The following is a 23,777-nucleotide window of genomic DNA, read 5'->3' on the forward strand; positions in this document are numbered from 1 at the left end:
TCACTGCGAAACGACCTCCGCCACCTTGCTCAGCGGCTCGCTCAGCGCGTCGACCGCCGAGGCGAACTCCTTGACCTGGTCCTGGCTCAGCTCGGTGTAGTAGCGGAACCCGTCGCCGTTGCGCACGGCGTCGAGCAGCTTCTGCACGTTCGCGAACTGACTGTCGACAGTGGACACCAGCTGCGGGTCCTTCGCCTGCAGGATGGGCCGCAGCGCCTGCACCGCGCCCTTCGAGCCGTCCACATTGGCCTGGAAGTCCCACAGGTCCGTGTGCGAGAAGGTCTCCTCCTCGCCGGTGATCTTGCCGGTGGCGACCTCGTCGAGCAGTTCCTTGGCGCCGTTGGCGAGGTCCAGCGGGTTCAGCTCCAGCGTCTTCGCGCGGTTCACCAGGTCGTTGACGTCGGCGACGAGCTTGTCCGCGATCTGCCCGCTGTCCGGCTGCAGGCCGCTGACCCACAGATCCTTCTCCAGCCGGTGGAAGCCGGTGAACTGCTGGCCCTCTTCGAGGTCCGCCTCGCGGACGTCGATCGCCGGGTCGAGGTCGCCGAACTTCTCCGCGACCGGCTCGATGCGCTCGTAGTAGACGCGCGTGGTCGCGTAGCGGGCCTTCGCGTCCGCGACGTTGCCGGACTTGACGGCGTCGGCGAACTTCTGCGTCTCGGTCTGCAGCGCGGCGGTCTGACTGGCCACATAGGACGCGTAGCTCTTGGTCGCGGCGGCCAGTTCCGCGTTCGCGTCGGCCTGCTTGGTCGCGCCGCCGGTCACGGTGAAGGGGCCGCGGATGCCGTCACCGGCCATGCCCGGCTTGCACGCGGTCTGGTAGGTGCCGGCCTCCGCGACCTCGACGGTGAGCTTCCGGGTCAGCCCCGGCGCGATGTTCTCGACCTCGCCCATGATCCGGTCGCCCTCGGCGTAGAGGTAGAACTCGGTCACCTTGGTGCCCTTGTTGTTCACCTCGAACGTGAGGTTGCCCGCGTTCGCCGTGGTCGAGGACACCTCGCACGCGGTGTCCGAGGCGGACACGGTGATCGGCCCGCCGCCACCGGACTGCTGGTTGCCACCGGAGCACGCGGCGAGGGGCAGCAGCGCGGCGATCCCCACGATCAGTGTCTTGCGCAAGGTCACTCCTTCGTGCCCGCGAGGGCTGGTTTCGCGGCGGTGCGCCGCAGGAACAGCGGCAGCACGACCACGACGTAGGCCACCCAGGCGACGGCCTGCAGCACCGTGGTCTGCTGCGAGTAGTTGAAGATCCCCTTGAGCAGCGCCCCGTACCAGGACGTCTCGGGGATGACGCCGGACGCGTCGAAGGCGAGGGTGTGCAGCCCGGGCAGGAACGCCGCCTCCTGCAGGTCGTGCAGGCCGTAGCCGAGCACCCCCGCGGCGACGAACACCAGCAGCACGCCGGTGATCGTGAAGAACCTGCCGAGGTCGAACCGGACCGCGCCGCGGTAGAGCAGGTACGCGATGGTGACGGCGGCCGCGATGCCGATCGCGAACCCGATCAGCGGCTGCGTGGTGCCGCCCTGCGCGCTCTGGACGGTCGCGTAGAAGAAGACGGCGGTCTCCAGGCCCTCGCGACCGACCGCGAGGAACGACAGCAGCAGGACCGCGAGCGGGCCCACGGCGAGCGCGTCGTCCATCTTCCCGCGCAGTTCGGCGGCGATGCTCTTCGACGCCTTGCGCATCCAGAAGATCATCGCGGTGACGAACGCGACCGCGACGATCGAGAGGCTGCCGCCGAGCAGTTCCTGCTGCTCGAAGGACAGCTGCGCGGTGGTGTAGGTCAGCACCGCGCCGACGGCGACGGACAGCAGCACGGCCACCCCGACGCCCGGCCACACCCAGCGCAGCGCCTCCCGCCGCCCCGTCTTCACGAGGAAGGCGACGAGGATACTCACGACCAGTGCGGCTTCGAGCCCTTCGCGAAGGCCGATGAGCAGGCTCGAGAACAACAACTTGGGGCCTCCTCAGTGCGGTCCGACCAGATGTTTTTAGGTAAGGCTTTCCTGTCTGTCCAGGGCCTTCGGGCCTCCGCGGTCCGGCGGAACGGGTATAACGGACATCGCCAAAACCGTTTCCGCTGGTCAGGGGCCTGCCGAAGGTCAGGTAACGGTTTGTGTGATTCCGGCGGCACTGGACACGGGAAGCGCTCCCGCTAACCTGATCCGGTGGTTGAGCCCACCCCTTCGAGGGAACACACGCCATCGCGGTCGTGGGCGTCGTTGTGGCTCGCCATCGGGCTCGTCGCGACCGGGCTCGTGTTGATCTTCACGCTGGGCACGACCAGGCCGGTCACGTCGGAGGAGGCTCCCACCCCGCCGCCGGCCGCCCCGGCCCCCTCGGTTTCCCCCGCCGCGCCGCGACCCGCCGCCGCCCCGCCCGCCGACCGGCCGACCCGGTCGGACGAGGCGGAACTGGACACGTGGGCGAGGCAGCTCGCGGGGCCGACCAAGCTGCCGGCCGCGCTGCTGTCGGCCTACGGGCGGGCCGAGATGCGCATGCGTGGTGAGGCGCCGGCGTGCCACCTGTCATGGGCGACGCTCGCCGGGCTCGGCCAGGTCCAGGCCGTGGGTTCGGGTCCGCTGCCGGTGCCGCAGCCGGTCTGGGACCGCTGGAACGCCCGCGCGACGCACGACGGCAAGAAGCCCGACCAGCGCAACGTCGCCGACGCCGCCTACACCGTCGCCCGTGCCCTGTGCTCGGGCGGCGGGGACCTGACCACGGCGAACGGCTGGTGGCAGGCCGTGCTCGGCTACACGCAGTCGCCACAGGACACGCAGGACGTGCTGAACGCGGCGAACACCTTCGCCGCGGCAAAACCCTGAAAACGGCCGGGCCGCGGGGAACACCCGTCCCGCGACCCGGCCTTCCCGGTTTTTCAGGAATCCATTTCCCGAATCCCGCACGTCATTTGCTGGGCTTGAGCTTCCACTTCTGGATGCCGCTCCGGTATTGCTTGATCATGTCCCGGACGATTTTGCGGGTTTCGTCGTCGTAGCTCCTGGTCAGGTGCAGCGTCGTCGAATGCGCGAACAGCCTGGTCGTCTGTGTCCTCAGGCTCGCGACGAGGATGTCCTTGATCGCGCGGTCCACCTCGACGCTGAAGAAAGCCAGCGCGACTTCCGGGAGACCGTCGCGGTTCAGCCTGGCGTGGCCGATGCTGAACGAGTGCTTCTTGACCTCCTTGTGCACCGAGCTGAACAGGTTGGGGCCGCTCATGCCCTCCTTGTCGTACTGGCGGAGCTGGTCGATGGCCGCCTGCGCCGCCGCGCCCGCGGGGCCGCCCAGCAGGCTGACCAGGATCTTGAACGCGACTTCCGAGAGCTTGAACTCGGTCTTGTCCTCCCGGTAGGTGTTGCCCCCGAAGTTGTCGGTCTTGTAGCCGAGGTCGACCAGCTTGCCGACGTACTTCTTGTACCACTCCAAGGGTTTTTCGACGGGATCGACTTCCGCGCGGGTCGCCAGTTCGCACAGCAGGCCGCTTTCGTCGAGGTCGAGCTTCTGCCCCTCGGAGAGCTGGCCGTCCTGCGTCATGGCCTGTTTGCCGTCCAGCAGCGTGAGGCTGGCCTGGCCGGGAACCGGGTCGTCGCCGCGTGACTGCACCGGCACGCTGACGTCCGCGGCCGCGAGGAGCGGCGAGAGGTCCCAGTTGGTGACTTCCTGGATGGTGGGCTGGCCCATGGTCGGCTCCTTCATCGGTTGAGCTTGAACTTCGTGAAAATCTGTTTCTTCCGTGCCGCGAGGTATTCGTTGATCTTGGGCTCGAACATGTCGAAGTACTGCTGGTTCCACCGGGCGACGAGCTTCGCCGACTGGACCGAGGCCCGGGTCGCGACCTGTTCGCCGAGGACGAAGTCGTGCACCCGCCGGGTGATGTTGAGGTAGACGAACCCGCACGTCATGCTGAGCCCCCCGCCGGGGCCCTGCCGGACGCTGCCGAACGAGATCGCGTTCTTTTCGGTGCTGCTTTCCGCGGACTGGAACGGTTTCGCCGCGGGTTCGCCTTCCTCGATGAGCCGCTCCACCGCCTTGATGGCGCTGCGCACGGCCTCGATCTCTTCGTCGCCCATCCCGCTTTCCAGGCTGCGCGCGAGGCGGTGCAGGAGTTTTTCGCCCGGCTGGGCGGCGAGCAGCGGTAACCCGATGATCTGCCAGTTGTCCCAGCCTGCCTGTGAGGAGTAGACGTTGACGAAACGGTCCATCCACTGCTGCGGCTGGGCGATCCAGTCCACCTGCTCGTTGGTCCGCAGTTGCGCGCACCGCAGCGACCGGTCGATCTGGTCCTGCTGGCGCTCCGGCACGGTCGCACCCGTGACGGCACCGAACCCCTGGCCGGAAGCGGCGCTGAGCACCAGTTCCGGCGCGCTCACGTCGGCAGGTCCGTGACTTCGTCCTCGGGTGGCACCGGCACGATCAGCTTGCGCCAGTTCCCCAGGCCGTCCAGGAGTTTCTGGACGGTCTTCGCGTCGTAGCTGCTCTCGACGAGTTTGCCGCGCCAGTGCACGATCCACAGCAGGGATTTCGCGTCGGGCAGGTCGTCCAGTGCGGGCGCGCACCGCTGCGAGTCCTGCAGCCAGGCGAAGGAAAGGGCGAGCTGGTTGCCCTCGTCGGAGTGGAAGAGGTGTGCGACGCCACGGCACAACGCCTCGGGTTGCGGGTCGGCGAGGTCGATCCCCGCGTACTCGTCGGACTGCGCGACCGCCGCGGAGAAGGCCTTCTCGATCGCGGCGCGGTCGCCCTTCGCGGCGGTCTTTTCGAGGTTCTTCACCAGGTGGGCGACGACCTGTTCGCCGTAGGTCTCCTTCAGCGAGGTCGGGTGTTCGGCCTGCTGCGGGATCTCCCGCTGCGGGTTCCGCCAGCCGAGTTCGGTGAGTTTTTCGGTGAGAGCGCTGAACCACTCCTTGAACTTCTGCTCGGCGGTGACTTCGCTGTCGGTGGCACGGGCGGTCAGGAGGAACGACTGCGTGGCCGCTTCCGCCACCGATTGTGAAACACCTTTTTTCACGTTGATCGATATTCGGTCGTCGACCAGGAACGAGGTGGTTTTCCGGCCCGCGGCCACCTGATCATGTGTCGAAATGGACTGCTGCATGATTGCGCCTCCGATTGTTGGCGGTGAATTCAGTATCACCACGGGGGCGCGGACCGGGCCATTCCACATTAGGCTGGGCTTGAACTCACGCGGAGTAATGCCGAATAACTCTCATCGCCCGCCACGCCTGGAAAGGCCATTCGGGGCGGCATCGAACGTGGTCGGCCCCGTCCGATCCGGGCTCACTCCTCGTATCAGGGCGCCAGGGGGTTCGGCTTGGTCAGGAAGACCGCACCGGCCACGAGGTGCCCGAACTCCGGCGGCGGTTCGGCGACGGCGTAACCAGCGGCGGTGTACATCCGGATGTTCCGTTCGCTGCGCGCCCCGGTGTAGAGGTCGAGGTGGCGGACCCCGGCGGGCACCTGTGACTCGGCGAACTCCAGGAGCCGGCGCCCGATGCCTTCGCCCTGGAGGTCCGGCGCGACCATGAGGCGGCCGATCTCGCAGCGCTCGCCCCTCCGCTCGAGCCGCACCGCCCCGATCAGGCGTCCGCCCCGCCGGAGTGTGCGGACGTCCATGCGTTCGACCCACTCCCGCACGGTGTCGAGGTCCTCGTGCAGTGCGGGGATCGCGAGAGTGTCGTTCAGGATCGCCTCGCCGACCCAGCAGCAGCGTTGCAGCACCAGCAGTTCAGGCGCGTCGTCGATCGTCGCGACCGCGAGCGCGCCTGGCGGCGCCCACTGCCCGGATTCGGTTCGGCTGTTCCCCACCCGTGCTCCCCCTAGCCTTCTTGCAGCCGCACCCGTGCCTTCACCTCGGACAGCGCGTCCTGGTACTCGGGAACGGGGTTCATCGCCCACGCCATGCGGAGCTGACCGAGCGCCTCGACGAGGCGGCCGAGCCGCTGCAACGTCCGGCCCAGCACGAACCGCGCGTAGTGGTCGGCAGGGTCCAGCTCCAGCACGCGCGTGAACGCCCGCTCGGCGTGGTTGAGCTGCGCGGAGTGGAAGTACGCCCGGCCCGCGAGCAGCTGCACGCTGGGTTTGTCCGGCTCGGCCTCCAGCACGGGCCGCAGTGCCTTGAGCGCGTCCAGCGGGCGCCGGTTCTCGACCAGCGCCTCGGCCTGACGGAACGCCTCGAACCGGTTGTCGGGGACTAGGTCCGGAGTCTGGTTCTCGTCATCCATAGACAATCGACGTTACCCCTCGGCAGGCGCTTTCGGCAGGGGTGCGATCAAGGGGTGGAACGCCCGCATGGTGCACTAGGCGGCTATGAGCGGTGACGACCGAAGGGAGGAGGCGCTCCCATTGACACAGCGCGCTCGTGCCTCATGGGCGTCCTCGTGGACCGAGGAACGAGGGAAGCGAGGACGCCCATGAGCAATCCCCGATATCTCGGACTGTCGCCCTACCTGTACTACACCGACGCCACCGAGGCGCTGGAGTGGCTGGTCCGCGTCTTCGGCTTCACCGAGCGCGTGCGCTACGTCGACGGCTCCGGCCAGGTGTTCCAGGCCACCGTCGCGGCCGGGGACGCCGAGATCGTGCTCGCCGGCGTCGGCACCGACTACTGGGAGGGCAAGGGGGTGGACCGCCCCGTCGGGCAGCTCAACGTGATCTACGTGGACGACGCCGACGCCCAGTACGACCGCGTCTGCGCCGCGCTCGGCGAGGGCTGTGACGTCAGCCCGCCCCAGGACCAGCCCTACGGTGCCCGGGTGTTCACGGTCGCTGACATCGGGGGCAACAGCTGGACGTTCTGGCAGCAGATTTCGGACACCGCGGACCTGCCGCCGGGCTGGCAGGAAATTCGGGCCGAGCCTCCAACGGGTGACCACGACCTGCCGTTAGGCTGAAAGCCGTCATCGCCGGGACAACCCATGAGGAGCGACGAGTGGCGGTCATCGAGCAGGTAGGCGCCCGCGAAATCCTGGATTCGCGCGGAAACCCGACTGTCGAGGTGGAGGTGGCGCTCGACGACGGCACCCTGGCGCGGGCGGCCGTCCCGTCGGGGGCGTCGACCGGTGAGCACGAGGCCGTCGAACTCCGCGACGGCGACCCCAAGCGCTACAACGGCAAGGGCGTGGAGCGCGCCGTCGCGGCGGTGCTCGACGAGATCGGCCCGGAGCTGACCGGGATCGAGGCCGTCGAGCAGCGCATCGTGGACCAGAAGCTGGTCGACCTCGACGGCACCCCGGACAAGTCCCGCCTCGGCGCGAACGCGCTGCTGGGCGTGTCGCTCGCCGTCGCCAAGGCCGCGGCCGAGTCGGCCGAGCTGGAGCTGTTCCGCTACCTCGGCGGCCCGAACGCGCACGTGCTGCCCGTGCCGATGATGAACATCCTCAACGGCGGCGCCCACGCCGACACCGACGTGGACATCCAGGAGTTCATGATCGCGCCGATCGGCGCCGAGTCCTTCCGCGAGGCCCTGCGCTGGGGCGTCGAGGTCTACCACTCGCTGAAGTCCGTGCTCAAGGGCCGCGGCCTGGCCACCGGCCTCGGTGACGAGGGCGGGTTCGCGCCGAGCCTGGCCAGCAACCGCGAGGCGCTGGACCTGATCACGACCGCGATCGAGAAGGCCGGTTACACGCCGGGCCGCGACATCGCGCTGGCGCTGGACGTCGCCGCGACCGAGTTCTTCGCCGAGGGTGCGTACAGCTTCGAGGGGCAGAAGCGCAGCGCCGAGCAGATGGGCGCCTACTACGCCGAGCTGCTCGACGCGTACCCGCTCGTCTCGATCGAGGACCCGCTGTCCGAGGACGACTGGGACGGCTGGGTGACGCTGACGAACCAGATCGGCGAGCGCGTGCAGCTCGTCGGTGACGACCTGTTCGTCACCAACCCCGACCGCCTGGAGACGGGCATCGAGCGGGGCGCGGCGAACGCGCTGCTGGTCAAGGTCAACCAGATCGGCACGCTGTCGGAGACCCTCGACGCGATCACGCTCGCGACCTCCTACGGCTACAAGAGCATGATGAGCCACCGCTCGGGTGAGACCGAGGACACCACGATCGCCGACCTGGCCGTCGCCACCGGCGTCGGGCAGATCAAGACCGGTGCCCCGGCCCGCAGCGAGCGCGTGGCGAAGTACAACCAGCTGCTCCGCATCGAGGAGACCCTCGGCGACGCGGCCCGCTACGCGGGTGACCTCGCGTTCCCGCGGTTCACGCCGGAGAGCTGACGCGTGACCCAGCGAGGCAGGGAGCGCACGCGGGGCCGTCGCACGGATCGCCGTGCCGACGGCCAGCCCGCGCGCCCTGCCTCCGGGTCCACGCGGGTCGAGGGCAGACCGCGGCGCGTGCGCCGGGTGCGTTCGCGGTTGCGCCGGGGCCTCGGCGTCAAACCCCAGACCGGCGCCACCCGCGTGCTGGGCATGTCCACCACGCGCCGGGCCGCGGTGCTGGCGATCGTGGTGTGCGCGCTGGCGTTCACGCTCGCGGTGCCGTTGCGGACCTACCTGAGCCAGCGGTCGGAGATCGCGGAGCAGGAGCAGCGGCAGTCCGAGCTGCAGAAGGAGGTCGCCGAGCTGCAGGCCCGGCAGGCGGCGCTGAACGACCCGGCGCAGGTGGAGGCTGAGGCGCGCCGCCGGCTGCGGTACGTCATGCCGGGCGAGACGCCCTACCTCGTCCAGCTGCCCCAGGACACCCAGCAGAACCCGCAGCAACAGCCGCAGCAGCAACCCGGGCCGGGTGACGCGGCCTGGTACGAGCAGCTCTGGTCCACGCTCGGGGGCTGACGCACCGCTTGCGACAATGGGGGCGTGGAACAGACGTCTTCGTTCGAGCCGGTGACGGAAGCCGACCGCGAGATCATCGCGCAGCAGCTCGGCCGCCCGCCGCGGGCACTGCGTGCGATCGCCGCGCGCTGCCCCAGCGGCCATCCGTCCGTGGTGCAGACCAACCCGCGGCTCGAGAACGGCACGCCGTTCCCCACGCTGTACTACCTCACGTGCCCGCGGCTGGCGTCGCTCGTCGGGCGCCTGGAGGCGTCCGGGCTGATGAAGGAGATGACCGAGCGGCTGTCCGTCGACGAGGAGCTGGCCGCGGCCTACCAGCGGGCCCACGAGTCCTACCTCGCCCAGCGCGACGCGATCGAGCCGCTCGGCCACCAGGTCACCGCGGGCGGGATGCCGGGGCGCGTGAAGTGCCTGCACGTCCACCTCGCGCACACCCTCGCCTGCGGCCCCGGCGTGAACCCGTTCGGTGACGAGACGCTCGAACTCCTGAAGCCGGACTGGCCCTCCGGCGACTGCGCGGCGTAACGCTCTTGCTCCTCCCGGGGATAGGCCCAGCGTGGGACGGGGAGGAGCTGGGGCGTGCGACTGACGCGGCTGCGCATCGCGCGGCGCAAGGCGCGCCGGATCGGCCTGCGCTACCGGACGCTGGTCGCGGTGCTCGGCGGCACGCTCGCCGTGCTGCCCGCCGGCCTCGCGAGCGCGCGGTCCGCGCAGTGGAGCGCCGTCCCGAGCGCCGAGCACAGCCGTGACGCCGCGCTCGTGCAGGGCCTCGACCCTGCTCTGGTGCGGATCGGCGTGGACGGCAGCCTGCCCCGGCGGACGTCCGTCGTCGAGCCGCTGCCGCCGGAGGAGCTGCCGAGCGGTCCACTGGGCATCCCCGGCACGGCGCTGAAGGCGTACCGCAACGCCGCCGATCTCATGGCGCGTGACCAGCCGGGCTGCCACATCGACTGGGCGCTGATCGCGAGCATCGGGCGCATCGAGTCCAACCACGCGCGCGGCGGGTACGTCGACGCGAACGGCCACACGCGCGAACCGATCCTGGGGCCGGTGCTGAACGGTGTCGGTGACGTGGCCGCGATCCCCGACACCGACGGCGGGCGCTGGGACGGGGACACGGTGTGGGACAGGGCCGTCGGGCCGACGCAGTTCATCCCCTCGACGTGGCTCGTGTACGGAGTGGACGGCAACGGCGACGGCGTGGCGGACCCGAACAACATCTACGACGCCACGCTCACCACCGGCCGGTACCTGTGCTCCGGCGGCCTGGACCTGGCGAACCCGGACCAGCTGCGTGCCGCGATCTACCGCTACAACAACTCCGACGTCTACGTGGACACGGTGATCCGCTGGGCGGAGGCGTACCGGAAGGGTGTGCTGCAGCTGCCGGACAGCGGCATCCCGGTCGGTGCCCCCGCCGCGCCCGCCGTGCCCGCCCCGCCGCCGGTGACGACCACCCCGGCGCCGCCGCCGGTCACGACTCCTCCTGCTGCGGTGGATCCCCGCCTCGACACGCCCACCTCGGGAAGCACGCCTCCGTCCACGCCGGACACCACGACGACCACGTTGCCCACCTGCGAGCCCCCGTCGTCGGAGCCTTCATCGACAACCCCGCCAACCTCCACGACGCCCACCCCACCGCCGACCACATGCGTACCGCCCCCGTCGCCGTCGAGCTCCGGCAGCTCGACCACGGACAGCTCGACGACGGTTACCAGCTAGTCTCCGAGGCATGCGTGTTGCCGCGATCGACTGTGGAACGAACTCCATCCGGCTCCTGGTCGCCGAGCTGACCACCCGCCACGACGGCACCGTCGACCTGCGTGACCTGCACCGCGAAATGCGCGTCGTGCGGCTCGGGCAGGGCGTGGACGCCACGGGCAGGCTCGCGCCGGAGGCGCTGGAGCGCACGCGCGCCGCCCTCGCCGACTACACGATCGCCGCGCGGCGCAAGGGGGTCGAGCGGGTCCGCATGGTCGCGACCTCCGCGACGCGGGACGCGAGCAACCGCGACGAGTTCTTCTCCATGACGCGCGAGGTGCTGGGCACCGAAGCCGAGGTGATCAGCGGTGATGAGGAGGCGCGCCTGTCGTTCACCGGTGCCGTCGGCGAGCAGGACCCCGACGACGGGCCCTTCCTCGTCGTGGACGTGGGTGGCGGCTCGACGGAACTGGTCCTCGGCGACTGGAACGGCCGCGAAGCCTCGGTGACGGCGGCGAAGTCCGTCGACATCGGCTGCGTCCGCATCACCGAGCGTGCGCTGAAGTCCGATCCGCCCACTCAGGACGAGATCGCCGCCGCACGCGAGTTCGCCTCCGGGGTGCTGCGGGAGGCCTTCGACGTCGTGGACGTGGCGAAGGCGAAGACGTGGATCGGCGTGGCGGGCACCGTCACCACGCTGTCCGCCGTCGCGCAGGAGCTGCCCGAGTACGACTCCGAGCGCACCCACCTTTCGCGACTGTCGCAGGCGCAGGTGTACCGCCTCGCCGACGAGCTGCTCGCCCAGGACCACGAAACCCGCGCCGCGAACCCGGTGATCCACCCCGGCCGCGTGGACGTGATCGGCGGGGGCGCGCTCATCGTCCGCCTGCTGGCCGAGCAGCTGGCCGAGCGCGGCGGCCCGGCCGAACTCGTCGTCAGCGAGCACGACATCCTCGACGGGATCGCGCTCTCGCTCGTGGGGGATTGACAGCCTGCCAGGCTGTCCGGTCGAGCTTGTGCGAGCACCTGACTTTAGTCGGGTTTTTGTTCCGGTTTACCGAAACGCCCGGTAGGTTCCTGCTCACCCTTTGGTGAGGAGGAGTTTTCCTTGAGACGAACCAGGTTGCTCATCGCCGCGCTCGCGGTACCGCTGATCGGCGGAATCGTGGTCGCCGGGCCGACCGCCGCGGCACAACCGCAGCTTTCGGGCGCCGCCACGGAGTTCACGGTGCTGACCGCGGCCGGGCAGAGCGTCGGCGCGGCCGAGAAGGCGATCCGTGACGCGGGCGGCACGGTGCTGCACACCAACGCCGCCGTCGGCCTGATCACCGCCAGCGCCCCGGCGAACGGCTTCGTCCAGCGCGTCTCCGCGAACCGCGCGGTGTACGGCGCGGCGAAGGCGACGTCGATCGGCAAGGCGCCGCGGGACAAGGCGACCAGCAAGCCGGACCTCGCCGAGAAGGACTCGCGCGGGGCGGCGAAGAAGCCGGTCACCAAGAAGCCCGCGCCCGTCGGTACCGACCCGCTGGACGACCAGCTGTGGGGCCTGAAGTCCGTGCGCTCGGACCTCGCGCGCACCGTGCAGCCGGGTGACAAGCGCGTGAAGGTCGGCATCATCGACACCGGTGTGGACGGTTCGCACCCGGACATCGCGCCGAACTTCGACGCCGCCGACTCCCGCAACTTCACCCGTGACATCCCCACCGACGAGACCGGCGCGGTCGTCGACGGCCCGTGCGAGTACCGCGGTTGCGTGGACCCCGCCGACCACGACGACAACGGTCACGGCACGCACGTCGCCGGCACGATCGCGGCGGCCGCCAACGGGTTCGGCGTTTCGGGCGTCGCCCCGAACGTCACCATCGTCAACCTGCGCGCCGGGCAGGACTCGGGCTTCTTCTTCCTGCAGCCCGCCGTGGACGCGCTGACCTACGCCGGGGACGCGGGGATCGACGTGGTCAACATGTCGTTCTACGTGGACCCGTGGCTGTACAACTGCGCGAACAACCCGGCCGACACGCCGGAGCAGCGGCTCGAACAGCGCACGATCGTCGAGTCGATCAACCGGGCGCTGAACTACGCCTACCGCAAGGGTGTGACGTCGGTCGTCGCGCTGGGCAACCAGCACACCGACCTCGGCGCGCCGCAGCCGGACACCACGAGCCCGGACTACCCGGCGAACGCCACGTACCCCCGCACGATCGACAACGCGACCTGCCTGTCGCTGCCGGTCGAGGGCCCGCACACCATCGGTGTGAGCTCGTTCGGCCCGTCGGGTGCCAAGGCCGACTACTCCAACTACGGCCTGGAGCAGATCTCGGTGTCCGCGCCCGGCGGCTACTACCGTGACGGCTTCGGCACGGACTGGTACCGCACCAACGAGAACGAGATCCTTTCCGCGTACCCGAAGAACGTCGGTGTCGCGGAGGGGAACATCGACGCGGCGGGCAACGTGACGCCGGACGGTGCGGCGCTCGGGGTCCAGAAGGCGGTCGCGCCGGACGGCCGCGTGGGCTACTACCAGTTCCTGCAGGGCACGTCGATGGCCACCCCGCACGCCACGGGCGTCGCCGCGCTGATCGTTTCGCAGTACGGCAAGCCGGGCCGCGGCGGGTTCGGGCTGAGCCCGGACGTCGTGCAGAGGGTGATCGAGGGGACGGCCGCGCCGATCCCGTGCCCCGTACCGCGCACGGTCGATTATCTCGACGAGGGCCGGGACGCCTCGTTCACCGCGACCTGCCAGGGTTCACCGCAGTTCAACGGCTTCTACGGCCACGGCGCCGTGGACGCCTACGCGGCGGTGACGCGGGGCGGGCCGCTGACCTGAGGTCGCTGACGAAGACAGCCGGTCTCCTCGCGGGGAGACCGGCTGTTTTCGTTGCAACCCGTGTGGCTCGTCGTTCCGTCTTCGGGGCATGCGGCTGCTCGTCCTGTTGATTTTGTTGCTGGTGACGGCGTGCGGTGCCCGGCTGGGCGGGCCACAGCTGAAGGCGTGCCCGGCGATCGCGGTGCTGACGGGCATGACGATCGACGTCGCGCCCACGGTCGCGTCCCGGTACGACCGGCTGGATGTTGACGTGTGCTGGGACGGCGCTTGCCACACCTACCCGGTACCACTGTCCCCGGCGCCGACGCCCGTGGCGCCGAGCTGCACAGGCACCGCCCCCGACGACGCGTGCGCGGCGAGGATGCGGGAGACCGGCGGGAAGGTGGGCTTCGTGGCGATCCCCGGCCTGCCCGCCGCTCCGGTGCAGGTGACCACAGCGGGCAACACGATCACCGTGACCCCGTCGGCGGTGCCACCCCGCGATCCCGACTGCGGCAGCGGCGGCACCCAGGCCCACCTCGTTCTCGACGAGCGCGGTCTCCGGGCGCGTTAGCGGTTGCTACTGCCCGGGCCCGGAGGCCGCCAGGTCCGGGACTCGCCGCGGAGCGCCGACAGCCCGGCGAACCGCCATGATCGTCACGGCGGATACCGGCAACCACCCCCGCGAAAGTCCGCCCATGATCGTCACGGGCCCCTTCGGTCCCACGTTCGTCCCATGCCCGCTTTGACGCAGCCCACCTACCTGTTCGAACTGCCCGCCACGAAGGCCGCCAGGTCCTTCGACTGCTGCACCCGCGAAGGCTCGTGGACGTACATCATGTGACCCGCCGGGTAGTACGCCGTCTCGATGTTTTCGCGCAGTTCCTCCGGGATCTGCAGGCGCGCAAGGACGTGCTCGGCCGCGTAGTACGGCGTCGCGCCGTCGTAGTAGCCGAGCGCGACGTGCACCTTCAGGTGCGGGTTGGCCCGCATCGCCGCACTCAGCGCGTCCACCGCCGAAACCGACCGGCCCTCGAAATCGGTGTACGACCAGTTCCGGAACACCTCCGAGGACAGCACCTCGTACGGCAGGTCGTTCTCGTACCCCAGCTCACTGCGCACATAGTGGTTGAACGCGGCCGAGTAGGCGCCGACGATCCGCGAGACCGACGCGTCGTCGCTCATGTGCTCGCGGCCGCCGTCCGGCTCCCACGTGGTGAACCGCCCGTCCATGCGGCCCGTCGTCAGCCCGCGGTCGCGCAGGAGCTCGGTGAAGAACCGGACGTGCTCGATGCGCAGGTCCACTCTGTCCACATAGGACTCGTCGAGCCCGGTGAGCGACGCCAGCGTCCGCACCGCCTCGGTGCGTTCCTCGCGGGGCAGGCGGGCGCCGCGCTCCAGCGCGTACGGCAGCTCGCGCGCGGCGAACTCCTCGGCGTCGGCGAGCACGTCGTCGAGCGGGCGGTCGCCGTGCAGGCCGTGGTAGTGCGCGATGGCCGCGTACGTCGGCACGAACAGCGGGTACGGCTTGTCGTTGCCCTCGGTGAAGCGGATCGTGCCCATGTCGAGCACCGACGAGATGAGCATCAGGCCGTTGAGGTACAGCCCGTGCCGCTCCTGCAGGTGCGCGGCGAGCGCGGCGGCCCGCAGCGTGCCGTACGACTCGCCGGCGAGGTACTTCGGCGACAGCCACCGGCCGTTGCGCGAGGTCCACAGGCGGATGATCTCGCCGACCGACTCGATGTCCGGCGTGAACCCGTGGAACTCCTTCGGCTTCTCCCCGGTCACGGGGCGTGAGTAGCCGGTGGCGACGGGGTCGATGAACACCAGGTCGCTGTGCGTGAGCAGCGTCTCGGGGTTGTCGGCGAGGCGGTACGGCGGCGGCTCGGGCGCGTCGACGTCCCCGGACACCACGCGCCGCGGCCCCATCAGGCCCAGGTGCAGCCACACGCTCGCCGAACCGGGCCCGCCGTTGAAGGCGAACGTGACGGGCCGGGAGCCGGGGTCGGCGTCGTCGAGCGTGTACGACGTGAGGAACACCTCGGCCTTGGCCTGGTGCCCCTCGAACTTGCCGTCGGTGAGCACCTCCTTGCGCAGCACCACGCGGCCGGTGCGGGTGGTGTAGGCCAGCTTGCGCCGCTTCACGGTCAGCGTGTGCTGGGTGGTGACCAGGTCGTCGGCCGGTTCCGGTGCCTTCGGCTCCGTGGATTCCTCGTCGGGCATGCGGACAACTTACTTTGGAGGGGTGACGAAGATCAGGCCCGCCACGATCGCGGAGCTGGACGAGGCGATCGCCGACTGCCGGCGTTGTCCGCGCCTGGTGGCGTGGCGCGAAGAGGTCGCCAGGAAGAAGCGCGCGGCGTTCGCGGACGAAACGTACTGGGGCCGTCCGGTCCCCGGAATCGGCCCGGCCGACGCCTCGCTGGCGATCGTCGGCCTCGCCCCCGCCGCCCACGGGGGAAACCGGACCGGCCGGATGTTCACCGGCGACCGGTCCGGCGACGTGCTGTTCCAGGCGCTCTACGACGTCGGGCTGGCGTCGCAGCCCACGTCGACGCACCGCGGCGACGGGCTGGAGCTGTACGGCACGCGCATCACCGCGCCCGTGCACTGCGCGCCCCCGGCGAACAAGCCGCTGCCCGCCGAGCGGGACGCGTGCCGCCCGTGGCTGGTGCGGGAACTGGAGCTGCTGCGCCCGCGGCTGAAGGCGGTCGTGGTGCTCGGCGCGTTCGGCTGGCAGGCGCTGCTGCCGGTGCTGGCGCAGACGTGGCCGGTGCCACGGCCCGCGCCGAAGTTCGGGCACGGCGTGGAGGTCGTGCTGGGGGAGGAGCTGCACCTGTTCGGGTGCTACCACGTGTCCCAGCAGAACACCTTCACCGGGCGCCTGACACCGGAGATGCTGAGGGACGTGCTGTCGAGGGCCGCGGCCCGGGCAGGGCTGGTGTGAGGGGTACTGTCGTCAGTTGATCTGAATCGTTTTGCCCTGCTATGGCGACCCTGGTCACAGCTGGCCGGGGGGCACGAGCACCGGGGCCGCGAGAGTGGGAAGATAGCGGTATGGCCGCAGTGAAGTCGGAACCGACCCGGATCCTGATCCTGGGCGGTGGTTACGTCGGGCTCTACACGGCGCTGGGACTCCAGAAGAAGCTCCGCGCCAACGAAGCGTCCGTCACGATCGTGGACCCCCAGCCCCACATGACGTACCAGCCGTTCCTCCCGGAGGCGGCTGCCGGCGCCATCGAGCCGCGGCACGTGGTCGTGCCGCTGCGGCGGGTCCTCAAGCGTTGCCACGTGCTGACGGCGCGCGTGAACAAGATCGAGCACGAGCGCAAGTCCGTGACGGTCGAGGCCGCGGACGGGCACATCGAGCAGCTGAACTACGACGTGCTCGTGGTCGCGCTCGGTGCCGTGCCGCGCCTGCTGCCGATCCCGGGTCTGGCCGAGCAGGGCATCGGCATCAAGACCATCGGTGAGGCCATCTACCTGCGCAACCACGTGCTGACGAAGCTCGACGAGGCGTCCAGCACGCTGGACCCGGAGCTGCGCAAGCGGCTGCTGACGTTCACCGTCGTCGGCGGTGGGTTCGCGGGTATCGAGGCGCTGGCCGAGCTCGAGGACATGACGCGGCACGCGACGCGGTACTACGAGAACATCGATCCGTCGGACATCCGCTGGGTCCTGGTCGAGGCGGCCGGCCGGATCCTGCCCGAGGTCCGCGAGACGCTGGGTGTGTGGACGGTCGAGCAGCTCGAGAAGCGCGGCATCGAGGTGTTCCTGTCCACGGCGGCGAAGTCGTTCGAGAACGGGCACGTCGTGCTCTCCGACGGCACGGAGTTCGACAGCGACACGATCATCTGGACCGCCGGTGTGAAGGCCAACCCGGTGCTGGCCCACTCGGACCTGCCGATCGACAAGCGCGGCCGCGTCGAGGCGACGGCGGCGCTGCAGGTCGTGGGTCACCCGGACGTCTGGACCGCGGGTGACAACGCCGCGGTGCCGGACCTGTCGCGCACGGAGCAGGACCCGACGGCCACGTGCCCGCCGAACGCACAGCACGCGGTCCGGCAGGCGCGGCACCTGGCGGGCAACATCATCAGGGTGCTGCGTGGCGGTCAGCCGAAGGACTACTACCACAAGAACCTGGGTGCGGTCGCCGGGCTGGGCCTGCACAAGGGCGTGGCCGACGCGCTGAACCTGAAGATCAAGGGCTTCCCGGCGTGGCTGTTCCACCGCAGCTACCACCTCAAGGCGATGCCCACGGTCAACCGGAAGATCCACATCCTGCTCGACTGGATGCTGGGTGGCCTGTTCCGCCGCGAGGTCGTCTCGCTGGGGCAGATCAACAACCCGAAGGAAGAGTTCGCCAGGGCGTCCAGGTCCTGAGGCGCCGCGGGGCACCGCTTATGCTGAGCGGTGCCCCCGTAGCCCAACCGGCAGAGGCAGTCGACTTAAAATCGATTCAGTGCGGGTTCGAGTCCCGTCGGGGGCACACTCGTGCTGGTCAGGCGTAGAGGCTGGCGGCTGTCTCGCGAGAGGCTTTCGAGCGCGGCATCCTGCGGGGCAGAAACGTCCAACCCCTCGTGCTCTTGCGCGAGGCGCGGGCGTGCCCTCGCCGGACGGGCGGCGAGGCTGCGGCCCGACACGGCGTGATCGAGACGTCATCAGGCGACGGGATGGCCATCAAGCAACTACGACGCGACGAATCGGGGCCGACAGAGTTGCGCGCGTAACTAACCGCTCATTTTCTTGCGAAAAAATGCTGCCGACTCGGCATAGCCGAGTGCTGTGTAGAAGCCGGCAGCTCGCCGCGTCGCGAGAGCGATGTAAGCGGCCCCCGATTCCTCGGCCCAGGCCTCTGCGAAGCGCATCAGCTCGCGACCGGCGCCGCGCCCGCGTTGACCTTCTTCAACCATCACCTCTTCCACCCACACAACTGGGCCATTCGCGAAGAAGGTCGGGTGGCGGTTCGCAAGCAGGTAGCCGATGAACCTTTCGCCGTCTATCGCAGTCGCGGCCAGCATGTCGTCGTGCTGGGTGACCCTTGCGAAGGCGGCATCGAATCGGGTCCTGTCCGGGATGTAAGAGACCGCAAATTTGGTCACGAGCTCCCACACGGCCGGACCATCATCGGGGCGAGCCCGACGTACCGATGCTGCGCTGGTCAATTCGGTCACGTCCCATTCTCATGCAGTTCCATGCGCCGTACTCAAGCGGATCCCGGTTGACAGCAATGCGGGTCCGAGTCCCGCCGTGACTAGCGGCGACGACGCACCTGATCACGCCCCGTGCCCATCGAGTTCCTGGCGATAGGTCTCCGACGCCGCACCGCGGAGCGTGTTGTCGACGAGTGCGTCGGCATAGGCCTCGTTCAGCGGGTTGTCGGGGATGAGGAGCCGGTTGTAGCAGGCGCCCCAGAGCTGGTCGACGAGCAGGTCCGCGTCGACGTCGTGGCGGAGCTGGCCTCGCTCACGGGCGAGTTCGATGCAGTCGATCGCCAGTCGCCGACGGGGCAGGGTGTACGTCGTTGAGAGCGCTCGGGCCAGCTCCGGGTCGGTTTGGGCGGCGCCGATGAGTTCCGCGATGACCGTGCCGGCGCGGCTGTCGGTCAGCAGCCTCACGAACGCCCGCAGTTGCGTCCGGATGTCGTGCCGGACGTCGCCGGTGTCGTGGAACTCGAGCGTCTGGACGCTGGACGCGAAGTACGCCTCGGCGGCCAGCGCGCCCGGGCTCGGCCACCACTTGTAGAGCGTCGTCTTGCTCGACCCGGAGGCGTGCGCCACCCGGTCGAAGGTGACCGACCGCAGGCCTTCGTCGAACAACAGTGTCGCGGTCGCGGCGAGGACCCGCGTCCGCACTTCCTCGGCCGGACGCCGTCCCCGCCCTCGTCGCGCGCCAGTTTCGCTCATCTCACTCCTCGGCTCGGCTGTCGTCCCCAGGTTAATGGACAGGTCGTTCATTTGCCGCTACGGTGGCAGTACAACTTGTTCATATAACTCTCGGAGGCATCGTGACCCACTCCACTTCCCCGTCCCGCGCCGCCGTTGTCACCGGCGCGTCCGGCGGCATCGGCCGCGCCGTCGCCGAGCGGCTCGCCGCGGACGGCATGGCCGTTGCCGCGCACTACAGCGGCAATGCGGCGAAGGCCGACGAGGCGGTCGCCGCGATCACCGCGAACGGCGGCCAGGCGATCGCCGTCGGAGGCGACATCGCCGACGAGACCGCCATGGCCGCGTTGTTCGACGCCACGACCGAGCGCTTCGGCGGCGTCGACGTCGTCGTGAACACGGCCGGCATCATGCCGCTCGCCCCGATCGCGGAGACGGACCTCGAGACCTTCGACCGCATCCAGCGCGTCAACGTGCGCGGCACCTTCGTCGTCAACCAGCTCGCAGCGCGTCAGGTGCGGTCGGGTGGGGCGATCATCAACTTCTCCACCAGCATCACGCGCCTGCAGAACCCCACCTACGGCGCCTACGCCGCCTCCAAGGGGGCCGTCGAGGCGATGACGCTGATCCTGGCCCGCGAGCTCCGCGGTCGCGACATCACCGTCAACACAGTGGCCCCCGGCCCGACCGCGACGCCGCTGTTCTTCGAGGGCAAGTCGCAGCAGGCCATCGACCACATCGCCTCGCTCAACCCGATGGAACGCCTCGGCACCCCGGCCGACGTCGCCGAGGTGGCCGCGTTCCTCGCCGGGCCGGCCCGCTGGGTCAACGGCCAGGTGATCTACGTCAACGGCGGCGCCGCGTAAGCACTCCGCGAGAAAGAAGGCACGCTCATGTCCGTCATCCTCATCACCGGTGCCGCCACCGGCATCGGGTACCTCACCGCCAAGCGGCTCGCCCACGACGGTCACACCGTCTGGGCCAGCATGCGGGACCCCGAGGGGCGCAACGCCGCCCACGCCGCCGAACTCACCGAGTACGCCACCAACGCCGGGCTCGACCTGCGCGTCGTCGCGCTCGACGTCACCTCGCAGGAATCCGCGAACCGCGCGGCCGCGACCGTGGTGGAAACCAGCGGCGCGCTCGACGTCGTCGTGCAGAACGCCGGGCACCTCTACGTCGGCTACGTCGAGGCGTTCACCGACGAGGACATCGCGCACCTCATCGACATCAACGCGATCGGCGCGCACCGCGTCAACAGGGCGGTGCTGCCGTACCTGCGCCGGCAGCGCTCCGGCACCCTGCTCTACGTCGGCAGCACGATCATCGTCACCACGCCGCCGTTCCTCGGTCCGTACGTGGCCTCCAAGGCGGCGTTCGACGCCCTCGCCGTCGTCACCTCCTACGAGGCGGCGCAGTTCGGCATCGAGACGAGCATCGTCATGCCCGGAGCGATCACCCAAGGCACCTCGCACTTCCCGAACGCGAGCCGTGCCTCGGACGCCGAGGTGACCGCCGCCTACGCGCACCTCGACCCGCTGGTCGAGCGGAACGAGGAGGCCACTGCCTCCCTCGTCCGCCCCGGGGTGAACGCCGACCCGCAGGGCGTGGCCGACGAGATCTCCCGCGTCCTCGCGCTGCCCCGCGGCCAGAAGCCGTTCCGCACCGTCGTGGACTTCACCGAGGCCGGCGTCGACCACGTCATGGCCTTCGCCGATATGACCCGGAAGGCGTTCGTGAACCGCATGGGTTTCGGGGAAACCCTGCAACTGCAGAAGTAACCTCCCAGCTGTGGGACGCGATAGATGACCAAAGTGATCAATCGCGGCCAGAGCGTCGGCATCAAGCCGAGAGAGAGCGGCTGGCGTTCGAAGCCTCACCGGCCGGGCAAGCTCGGTCCGCCTACGCCCGGGGCGATTCTCAATCCCGTTTGTCGCGAAGGTTGGGACCTGGTGAACGGGTCGTTTGTCTTCGTCGAGCAAGGGCAGCAGAGCCGGGACAAGTTGATGTCGTCGGGCCAAAACGTTGCTGTGAAAGGGCAAACGGTCGGCTATTACCTGTTCAAGCGGTGTGATGCCAACCGGCGCGTTGCGTGAATCTCGCCAGCGTGTAAATCGGGTGATCGAGCACCTTCGACGTGCGAGCCCGAGTTCGCTCGCCAGGCAAGTGATCGGCGCGGCGGCGGCGGAACCAAAGCCCCATCCTCCGGCTCCGCCGCCAGACGGCAAACACGACAAGCGCTACGACAGCGCTGCTGCGGGCAGCAGCGCGATCTTCAGGCTCAAGAGACAGAGGGTCGAGAACGGATCGTCGATGACGTCTCCGTTCTCGATCCGGCATTGGCCCGCCGGCAGCGTCGTGGAGAAGACGACCTTCGACGGCGAACTACCAGGCGTTGTCCGTGCCCAGGAACAGTTCCGCGATCCGCCAGCCGTCCACCGTTCGCACCAGGCGAAAGGTGTAGAAGCCCGTTGCGAGGACGCTCGCGTTCGATGTCAGCATGAGGTAGGCCTGCACCAGCGCCGAATCGGCCGACGCGCTGTGGATCGCGACGTTCAGCAGGTTGTGCCGCCGCTGGCCGGTCTCCGCGGCCATCGCCTGCCGCACGAAATCGAGGATCGCCTCGCGGCCGGTGACCGGGCCGAGGTCCTGCGCGCCGGCGATCTTGAACGTCCACGTCGCGTCGTCGGTCAGGACGTCGGAAAGCGCTTCCAGGCCCCGCTGGTCCAGTGCGAACGCGTACCGCGCCAGCGCCTGGTGGACGGCGAGCTGCTCCGCCGGGTCGAGGTTCACCTCGCCCGGGCGGATCGGCGCGAGGTACTCGCGACCCCAACCCGGCGCGCTCATGCGACCGTCAGCACGATCTTGCCGCGGATGTGCCCCCGGGCAGCCCGCTCGTGCGCAGTCGCGGCCTCCGCCAACGGGAACGTGCTGTCGATCCCCACGCGCACCGTGCCGTCCTCGACCAGCCGCCCGAGCTCGGCCAGCTGCGCGCCGTTCGCCCGGACCTGCGTCCCCGTGACCGTGACCCCCAGCCGTGCGTTCTCCTCGTCGTCGAAATCTCCGAAGTAGACCGGGTACAGCGAGCCCCCGCGCTTCACCGAGCGCAGGAAACGCCTGCTGTGCGGGCCGCCGACGGTGTCCAGGACGAGGTCCACGTCGCGCACGGCCTCCTCGGGGCTTTCCTTGGTGTAGTCGATGAAATCGTCCGCACCGAGCTCCCGCAGGAACTGCTCGTGCCCGCCCGAGGCGACGGCGATGACACGCGCGCCCTTCCACTTGGCCAGCTGCAGCGCCAGATGCCCGACGCCGCCCGCCGCACCGTTGATCAGGACCGTCTTCCCGCCGTCGAGCGCGATCGGCGTGTGCCTGGCCTCCTGGAACGGCGAGGGGTGGTCGTGCCCGAGTTCGATCAGGAACTGCCACGCCGTCAGCCCCGACATCGGCAGGCCGGCGGCGTGCACGTGGTCGACGGCAGCCGGCTTGCGCGCGAAGTCCGACGCCGGGGCGGTCACGTACTCGGCGTACGCGTCGGCCTGCAGCGCGTTCGGGAAACGCAGCAACCCGAACACCTCGTCGCCGACCGCCAGCCCGTCGACGCCGTCGGCGACGGCCTCCACGACGCCGGAGACGTCGGTGCCCGGGATCAGGGGGAGGTGCATCGGCGGCTTCAGCTTCTCCGGGACGTTCGGCATCCCCTCTCGCGCGTACCAGTCGGGCGGGTTGAGGCCGACTGCGTGCACGCGGACGAGCACCTCACCGGGCCCCGGCTGCGGGGTGGGCACGTCCTCGTAGCGCAGCACTTCGGGGCCGCCGTACTCGTGCAGCCGGATCGCTTTCATGGTCTGTGTCGGCACAACTCACTCCTGTGCACTCGGCCGGTAGACTAAGTGAACCAGAGGTCCGTTTTTCCGGTTCACTGATCCGAATATACGGTTCACTGATCCGCTTAGCAAGGGAGGGCGCATGCGGGCGGACGCGCAGGCCAACCACGACCGGCTGCTGACCGTCGCCGGCGCCGTCATCGCCGAGCAGGGTGTCGACGTGTCGATGCGGGACATCGCCCGCCGGGCGGGGGTCGGGCTGGCGACGCTGCTGCGTCACTTCCCGACGCGGGAGGCGCTGCTCGAAGCCCTGCTGCGCACGAGCTTCGACGAGCTGACGGCACGGGCGGCCGAGGTCGAGAAGACGAGCCCGCCCCAGGAGGCGCTCGTGTTGTGGCTACGCGACTTCATCACGGCGACGACGAACTACCGCGGCGTCGTCACGGCGATGGTGAAAGCCATCGAGGACCCCGAGTCCGCGCTGCACACCTCGTGCGTCGCGATGCGCGCGTCCGGCGCCCGGCTCCTCACCCACGCGCAGGCCGCGAACCTGGTGCGAACCGATCTCGACGGCGCCGACCTCTTCGCGCTCGCGTCGTCGCTCGCCTGGCTCAGCGATCAGCCCGGTCTCGAGGCACGTGCCGAGCACCTGTTCAAGGTCGTGCTGAGCGCGATCATGACGGACGGGGCCGCGGCGAACTAGGGCGTGTCTGACAATGATTTCGGTTGTTGGCTGGGATGCTTCCGGGTGTGTCGCGGTTTCGGTTGTTGTCGGATGAGCAGTGGGCGTTGAT

27 protein-coding genes and 1 tRNA gene are annotated in these 23,777 nt (G+C 69.6%); 16 read left to right on the forward strand and 12 right to left on the reverse strand.

Going from position 1 to position 23,777, the window contains the following annotated elements:
* Together efeO and efeU are read right to left on the reverse strand one after the other, a co-directional pair.
* Complete coding sequence (gene efeO, locus BMZ92_RS22870) at positions 1-1,125, reverse strand: iron uptake system protein EfeO (RefSeq protein ID WP_091511129.1); 1,125 nt, start codon at positions 1,123-1,125, stop codon at positions 1-3.
* The gene (gene efeU / locus BMZ92_RS22875) at positions 1,122-1,955 is read right to left on the reverse strand and encodes an iron uptake transporter permease EfeU (protein WP_091511131.1); all 834 of its coding nucleotides are present in this window, start codon (positions 1,953-1,955) and stop codon (positions 1,122-1,124) included. The genes efeO and efeU overlap by 4 nt, the downstream gene beginning before the upstream one ends.
* Positions 1,956-2,168: 213 nt before the next feature.
* On the opposite strand from efeU, the gene BMZ92_RS22880 reads away from it, so the two are divergent.
* Positions 2,169-2,825 (forward strand): hypothetical protein, encoded by a 657-nt coding sequence (locus BMZ92_RS22880; RefSeq protein WP_245783204.1) that lies wholly within the window; start codon positions 2,169-2,171, stop codon positions 2,823-2,825.
* Positions 2,826-2,907: 82 nt separating this feature from the next.
* On the opposite strand, the gene BMZ92_RS22885 is transcribed toward BMZ92_RS22880, so the two are convergent.
* The 5 genes from BMZ92_RS22885 to BMZ92_RS22905 all read right to left on the reverse strand — a co-directional run bounded on the left by BMZ92_RS22885 (position 2,908) and on the right by BMZ92_RS22905 (position 6,218).
* Positions 2,908-3,696, reverse strand: coding sequence for a hypothetical protein (locus BMZ92_RS22885; RefSeq protein WP_091511134.1), 789 nt, complete (start codon positions 3,694-3,696; stop codon positions 2,908-2,910).
* Entirely contained in the window at positions 3,693-4,370 is a 678-nt protein-coding gene (locus tag BMZ92_RS22890) for a hypothetical protein (RefSeq protein WP_091511136.1), read from the reverse strand. Before BMZ92_RS22890 ends, BMZ92_RS22885 begins: the two co-directional genes overlap by 4 nt.
* On the reverse strand, positions 4,367-4,981 hold the full coding sequence (locus BMZ92_RS22895; RefSeq protein WP_091511138.1) for a hypothetical protein: 615 nt from the start codon (positions 4,979-4,981) through the stop codon (positions 4,367-4,369). The genes BMZ92_RS22890 and BMZ92_RS22895 overlap by 4 nt, the downstream gene beginning before the upstream one ends.
* Positions 4,982-5,286: 305 nt before the next feature.
* Entirely contained in the window at positions 5,287-5,802 is a 516-nt protein-coding gene (locus BMZ92_RS22900) for a GNAT family N-acetyltransferase (RefSeq protein WP_091511141.1), read from the reverse strand.
* Positions 5,803-5,813: 11 nt separating this feature from the next.
* Positions 5,814-6,218, reverse strand: a complete 405-nt coding sequence (locus BMZ92_RS22905) for a tetratricopeptide repeat protein (protein WP_091511143.1) — start codon at positions 6,216-6,218, stop codon at positions 5,814-5,816.
* A gap of 189 nt (positions 6,219-6,407) precedes the next feature.
* Between BMZ92_RS22905 and BMZ92_RS22910 the strand changes: the two genes are divergently transcribed.
* The 8 genes from BMZ92_RS22910 to BMZ92_RS22945 all read left to right on the forward strand — a co-directional run bounded on the left by BMZ92_RS22910 (position 6,408) and on the right by BMZ92_RS22945 (position 13,848).
* A complete protein-coding gene (locus BMZ92_RS22910) occupies positions 6,408-6,887 on the forward strand; it encodes a VOC family protein (RefSeq protein WP_091511146.1) in 480 nt (159 codons plus the stop codon).
* A gap of 38 nt (positions 6,888-6,925) precedes the next feature.
* Complete coding sequence (gene eno, locus BMZ92_RS22915) at positions 6,926-8,212, forward strand: phosphopyruvate hydratase (RefSeq protein ID WP_091511148.1); 1,287 nt, start codon at positions 6,926-6,928, stop codon at positions 8,210-8,212.
* A gap of 3 nt (positions 8,213-8,215) precedes the next feature.
* The gene (locus BMZ92_RS22920; protein WP_425425848.1) at positions 8,216-8,767 is read left to right on the forward strand and encodes an FtsB family cell division protein; all 552 of its coding nucleotides are present in this window, start codon (positions 8,216-8,218) and stop codon (positions 8,765-8,767) included.
* A gap of 24 nt (positions 8,768-8,791) precedes the next feature.
* Positions 8,792-9,292 carry a DUF501 domain-containing protein gene (locus BMZ92_RS22925; protein ID WP_091511150.1) on the forward strand — a complete coding sequence of 167 codons (501 nt, stop codon included), beginning with the start codon at positions 8,792-8,794 and terminating at the stop codon, positions 9,290-9,292.
* 54 nt (positions 9,293-9,346) lie between these two features.
* Positions 9,347-10,489 carry a lytic transglycosylase domain-containing protein gene (locus tag BMZ92_RS22930; RefSeq protein ID WP_091511154.1) on the forward strand — a complete coding sequence of 381 codons (1,143 nt, stop codon included), beginning with the start codon at positions 9,347-9,349 and terminating at the stop codon, positions 10,487-10,489.
* Between the two features lie 10 nt (positions 10,490-10,499).
* Positions 10,500-11,456 (forward strand): Ppx/GppA phosphatase family protein, encoded by a 957-nt coding sequence (locus BMZ92_RS22935; RefSeq protein ID WP_091511155.1) that lies wholly within the window; start codon positions 10,500-10,502, stop codon positions 11,454-11,456.
* A 120-nt stretch (positions 11,457-11,576) separates the two neighbouring features.
* Positions 11,577-13,295: a S8 family serine peptidase gene (locus BMZ92_RS22940; RefSeq protein ID WP_091511157.1), complete on the forward strand. Its 1,719-nt coding sequence runs from the start codon at positions 11,577-11,579 to the stop codon at positions 13,293-13,295.
* A gap of 88 nt (positions 13,296-13,383) precedes the next feature.
* Positions 13,384-13,848: a hypothetical protein gene (locus BMZ92_RS22945; protein WP_091511159.1), complete on the forward strand. Its 465-nt coding sequence runs from the start codon at positions 13,384-13,386 to the stop codon at positions 13,846-13,848.
* A 185-nt stretch (positions 13,849-14,033) separates the two neighbouring features.
* Here the strand turns inward: BMZ92_RS22945 and BMZ92_RS22950 are convergent, their stop codons facing one another.
* Positions 14,034-15,497 (reverse strand): S10 family peptidase, encoded by a 1,464-nt coding sequence (locus BMZ92_RS22950; protein WP_091511161.1) that lies wholly within the window; start codon positions 15,495-15,497, stop codon positions 14,034-14,036.
* 22 nt (positions 15,498-15,519) lie between these two features.
* Here BMZ92_RS22950 and BMZ92_RS22955 point away from each other — a divergent pair, with 22 nt between their 5' ends.
* From BMZ92_RS22955 to BMZ92_RS22965, 3 genes are all read left to right on the forward strand, one after another.
* Positions 15,520-16,221 (forward strand): uracil-DNA glycosylase, encoded by a 702-nt coding sequence (locus tag BMZ92_RS22955; RefSeq protein ID WP_346053589.1) that lies wholly within the window; start codon positions 15,520-15,522, stop codon positions 16,219-16,221.
* Between the two features lie 110 nt (positions 16,222-16,331).
* Complete coding sequence (locus BMZ92_RS22960) at positions 16,332-17,657, forward strand: NAD(P)/FAD-dependent oxidoreductase (RefSeq protein ID WP_091511163.1); 1,326 nt, start codon at positions 16,332-16,334, stop codon at positions 17,655-17,657.
* Between the two features lie 32 nt (positions 17,658-17,689).
* Positions 17,690-17,763: transfer RNA gene (locus BMZ92_RS22965), tRNA-Leu, on the forward strand.
* Positions 17,764-18,004: 241 nt separating this feature from the next.
* Here BMZ92_RS22965 and BMZ92_RS22970 read toward each other — a convergent pair.
* The gene (locus tag BMZ92_RS22970; protein ID WP_218153532.1) at positions 18,005-18,448 is read right to left on the reverse strand and encodes a GNAT family N-acetyltransferase; all 444 of its coding nucleotides are present in this window, start codon (positions 18,446-18,448) and stop codon (positions 18,005-18,007) included.
* A gap of 102 nt (positions 18,449-18,550) precedes the next feature.
* Entirely contained in the window at positions 18,551-19,180 is a 630-nt protein-coding gene (locus BMZ92_RS22975) for a TetR-like C-terminal domain-containing protein (protein ID WP_091511166.1), read from the reverse strand.
* A gap of 101 nt (positions 19,181-19,281) precedes the next feature.
* Here BMZ92_RS22975 and BMZ92_RS22980 point away from each other — a divergent pair, with 101 nt between their 5' ends.
* The 3 genes from BMZ92_RS22980 to BMZ92_RS36985 are packed head-to-tail and all read left to right on the forward strand — an operon-like array spanning position 19,282 to position 21,255.
* The gene (locus tag BMZ92_RS22980) at positions 19,282-20,025 is read left to right on the forward strand and encodes an SDR family oxidoreductase (protein WP_091511168.1); all 744 of its coding nucleotides are present in this window, start codon (positions 19,282-19,284) and stop codon (positions 20,023-20,025) included.
* A gap of 27 nt (positions 20,026-20,052) precedes the next feature.
* Complete coding sequence (locus BMZ92_RS22985; protein ID WP_091511170.1) at positions 20,053-20,940, forward strand: SDR family NAD(P)-dependent oxidoreductase; 888 nt, start codon at positions 20,053-20,055, stop codon at positions 20,938-20,940.
* Between the two features lie 24 nt (positions 20,941-20,964).
* On the forward strand, positions 20,965-21,255 hold the full coding sequence (locus BMZ92_RS36985) for a hypothetical protein (protein ID WP_143249927.1): 291 nt from the start codon (positions 20,965-20,967) through the stop codon (positions 21,253-21,255).
* 289 nt (positions 21,256-21,544) lie between these two features.
* Here BMZ92_RS36985 and BMZ92_RS22990 read toward each other — a convergent pair whose 3' ends face one another.
* Both BMZ92_RS22990 and BMZ92_RS22995 read right to left on the reverse strand, forming a co-directional pair.
* Entirely contained in the window at positions 21,545-22,006 is a 462-nt protein-coding gene (locus BMZ92_RS22990; RefSeq protein ID WP_091511174.1) for a nuclear transport factor 2 family protein, read from the reverse strand.
* Positions 22,003-23,016, reverse strand: coding sequence for an NADP-dependent oxidoreductase (locus tag BMZ92_RS22995; RefSeq protein ID WP_177228825.1), 1,014 nt, complete (start codon positions 23,014-23,016; stop codon positions 22,003-22,005). Before BMZ92_RS22995 ends, BMZ92_RS22990 begins: the two co-directional genes overlap by 4 nt.
* A 109-nt stretch (positions 23,017-23,125) precedes the next feature.
* On the opposite strand from BMZ92_RS22995, the gene BMZ92_RS23000 reads away from it, so the two are divergent.
* On the forward strand, positions 23,126-23,686 hold the full coding sequence (locus BMZ92_RS23000; RefSeq protein ID WP_091511178.1) for a TetR/AcrR family transcriptional regulator: 561 nt from the start codon (positions 23,126-23,128) through the stop codon (positions 23,684-23,686).
* The last annotated feature ends 91 nt before the right edge of the window (positions 23,687-23,777 follow it).

The organism is Amycolatopsis sacchari (assembly GCF_900114035.1).
Classification (GTDB): domain Bacteria; phylum Actinomycetota; class Actinomycetes; order Mycobacteriales; family Pseudonocardiaceae; genus Amycolatopsis_E; species Amycolatopsis_E sacchari.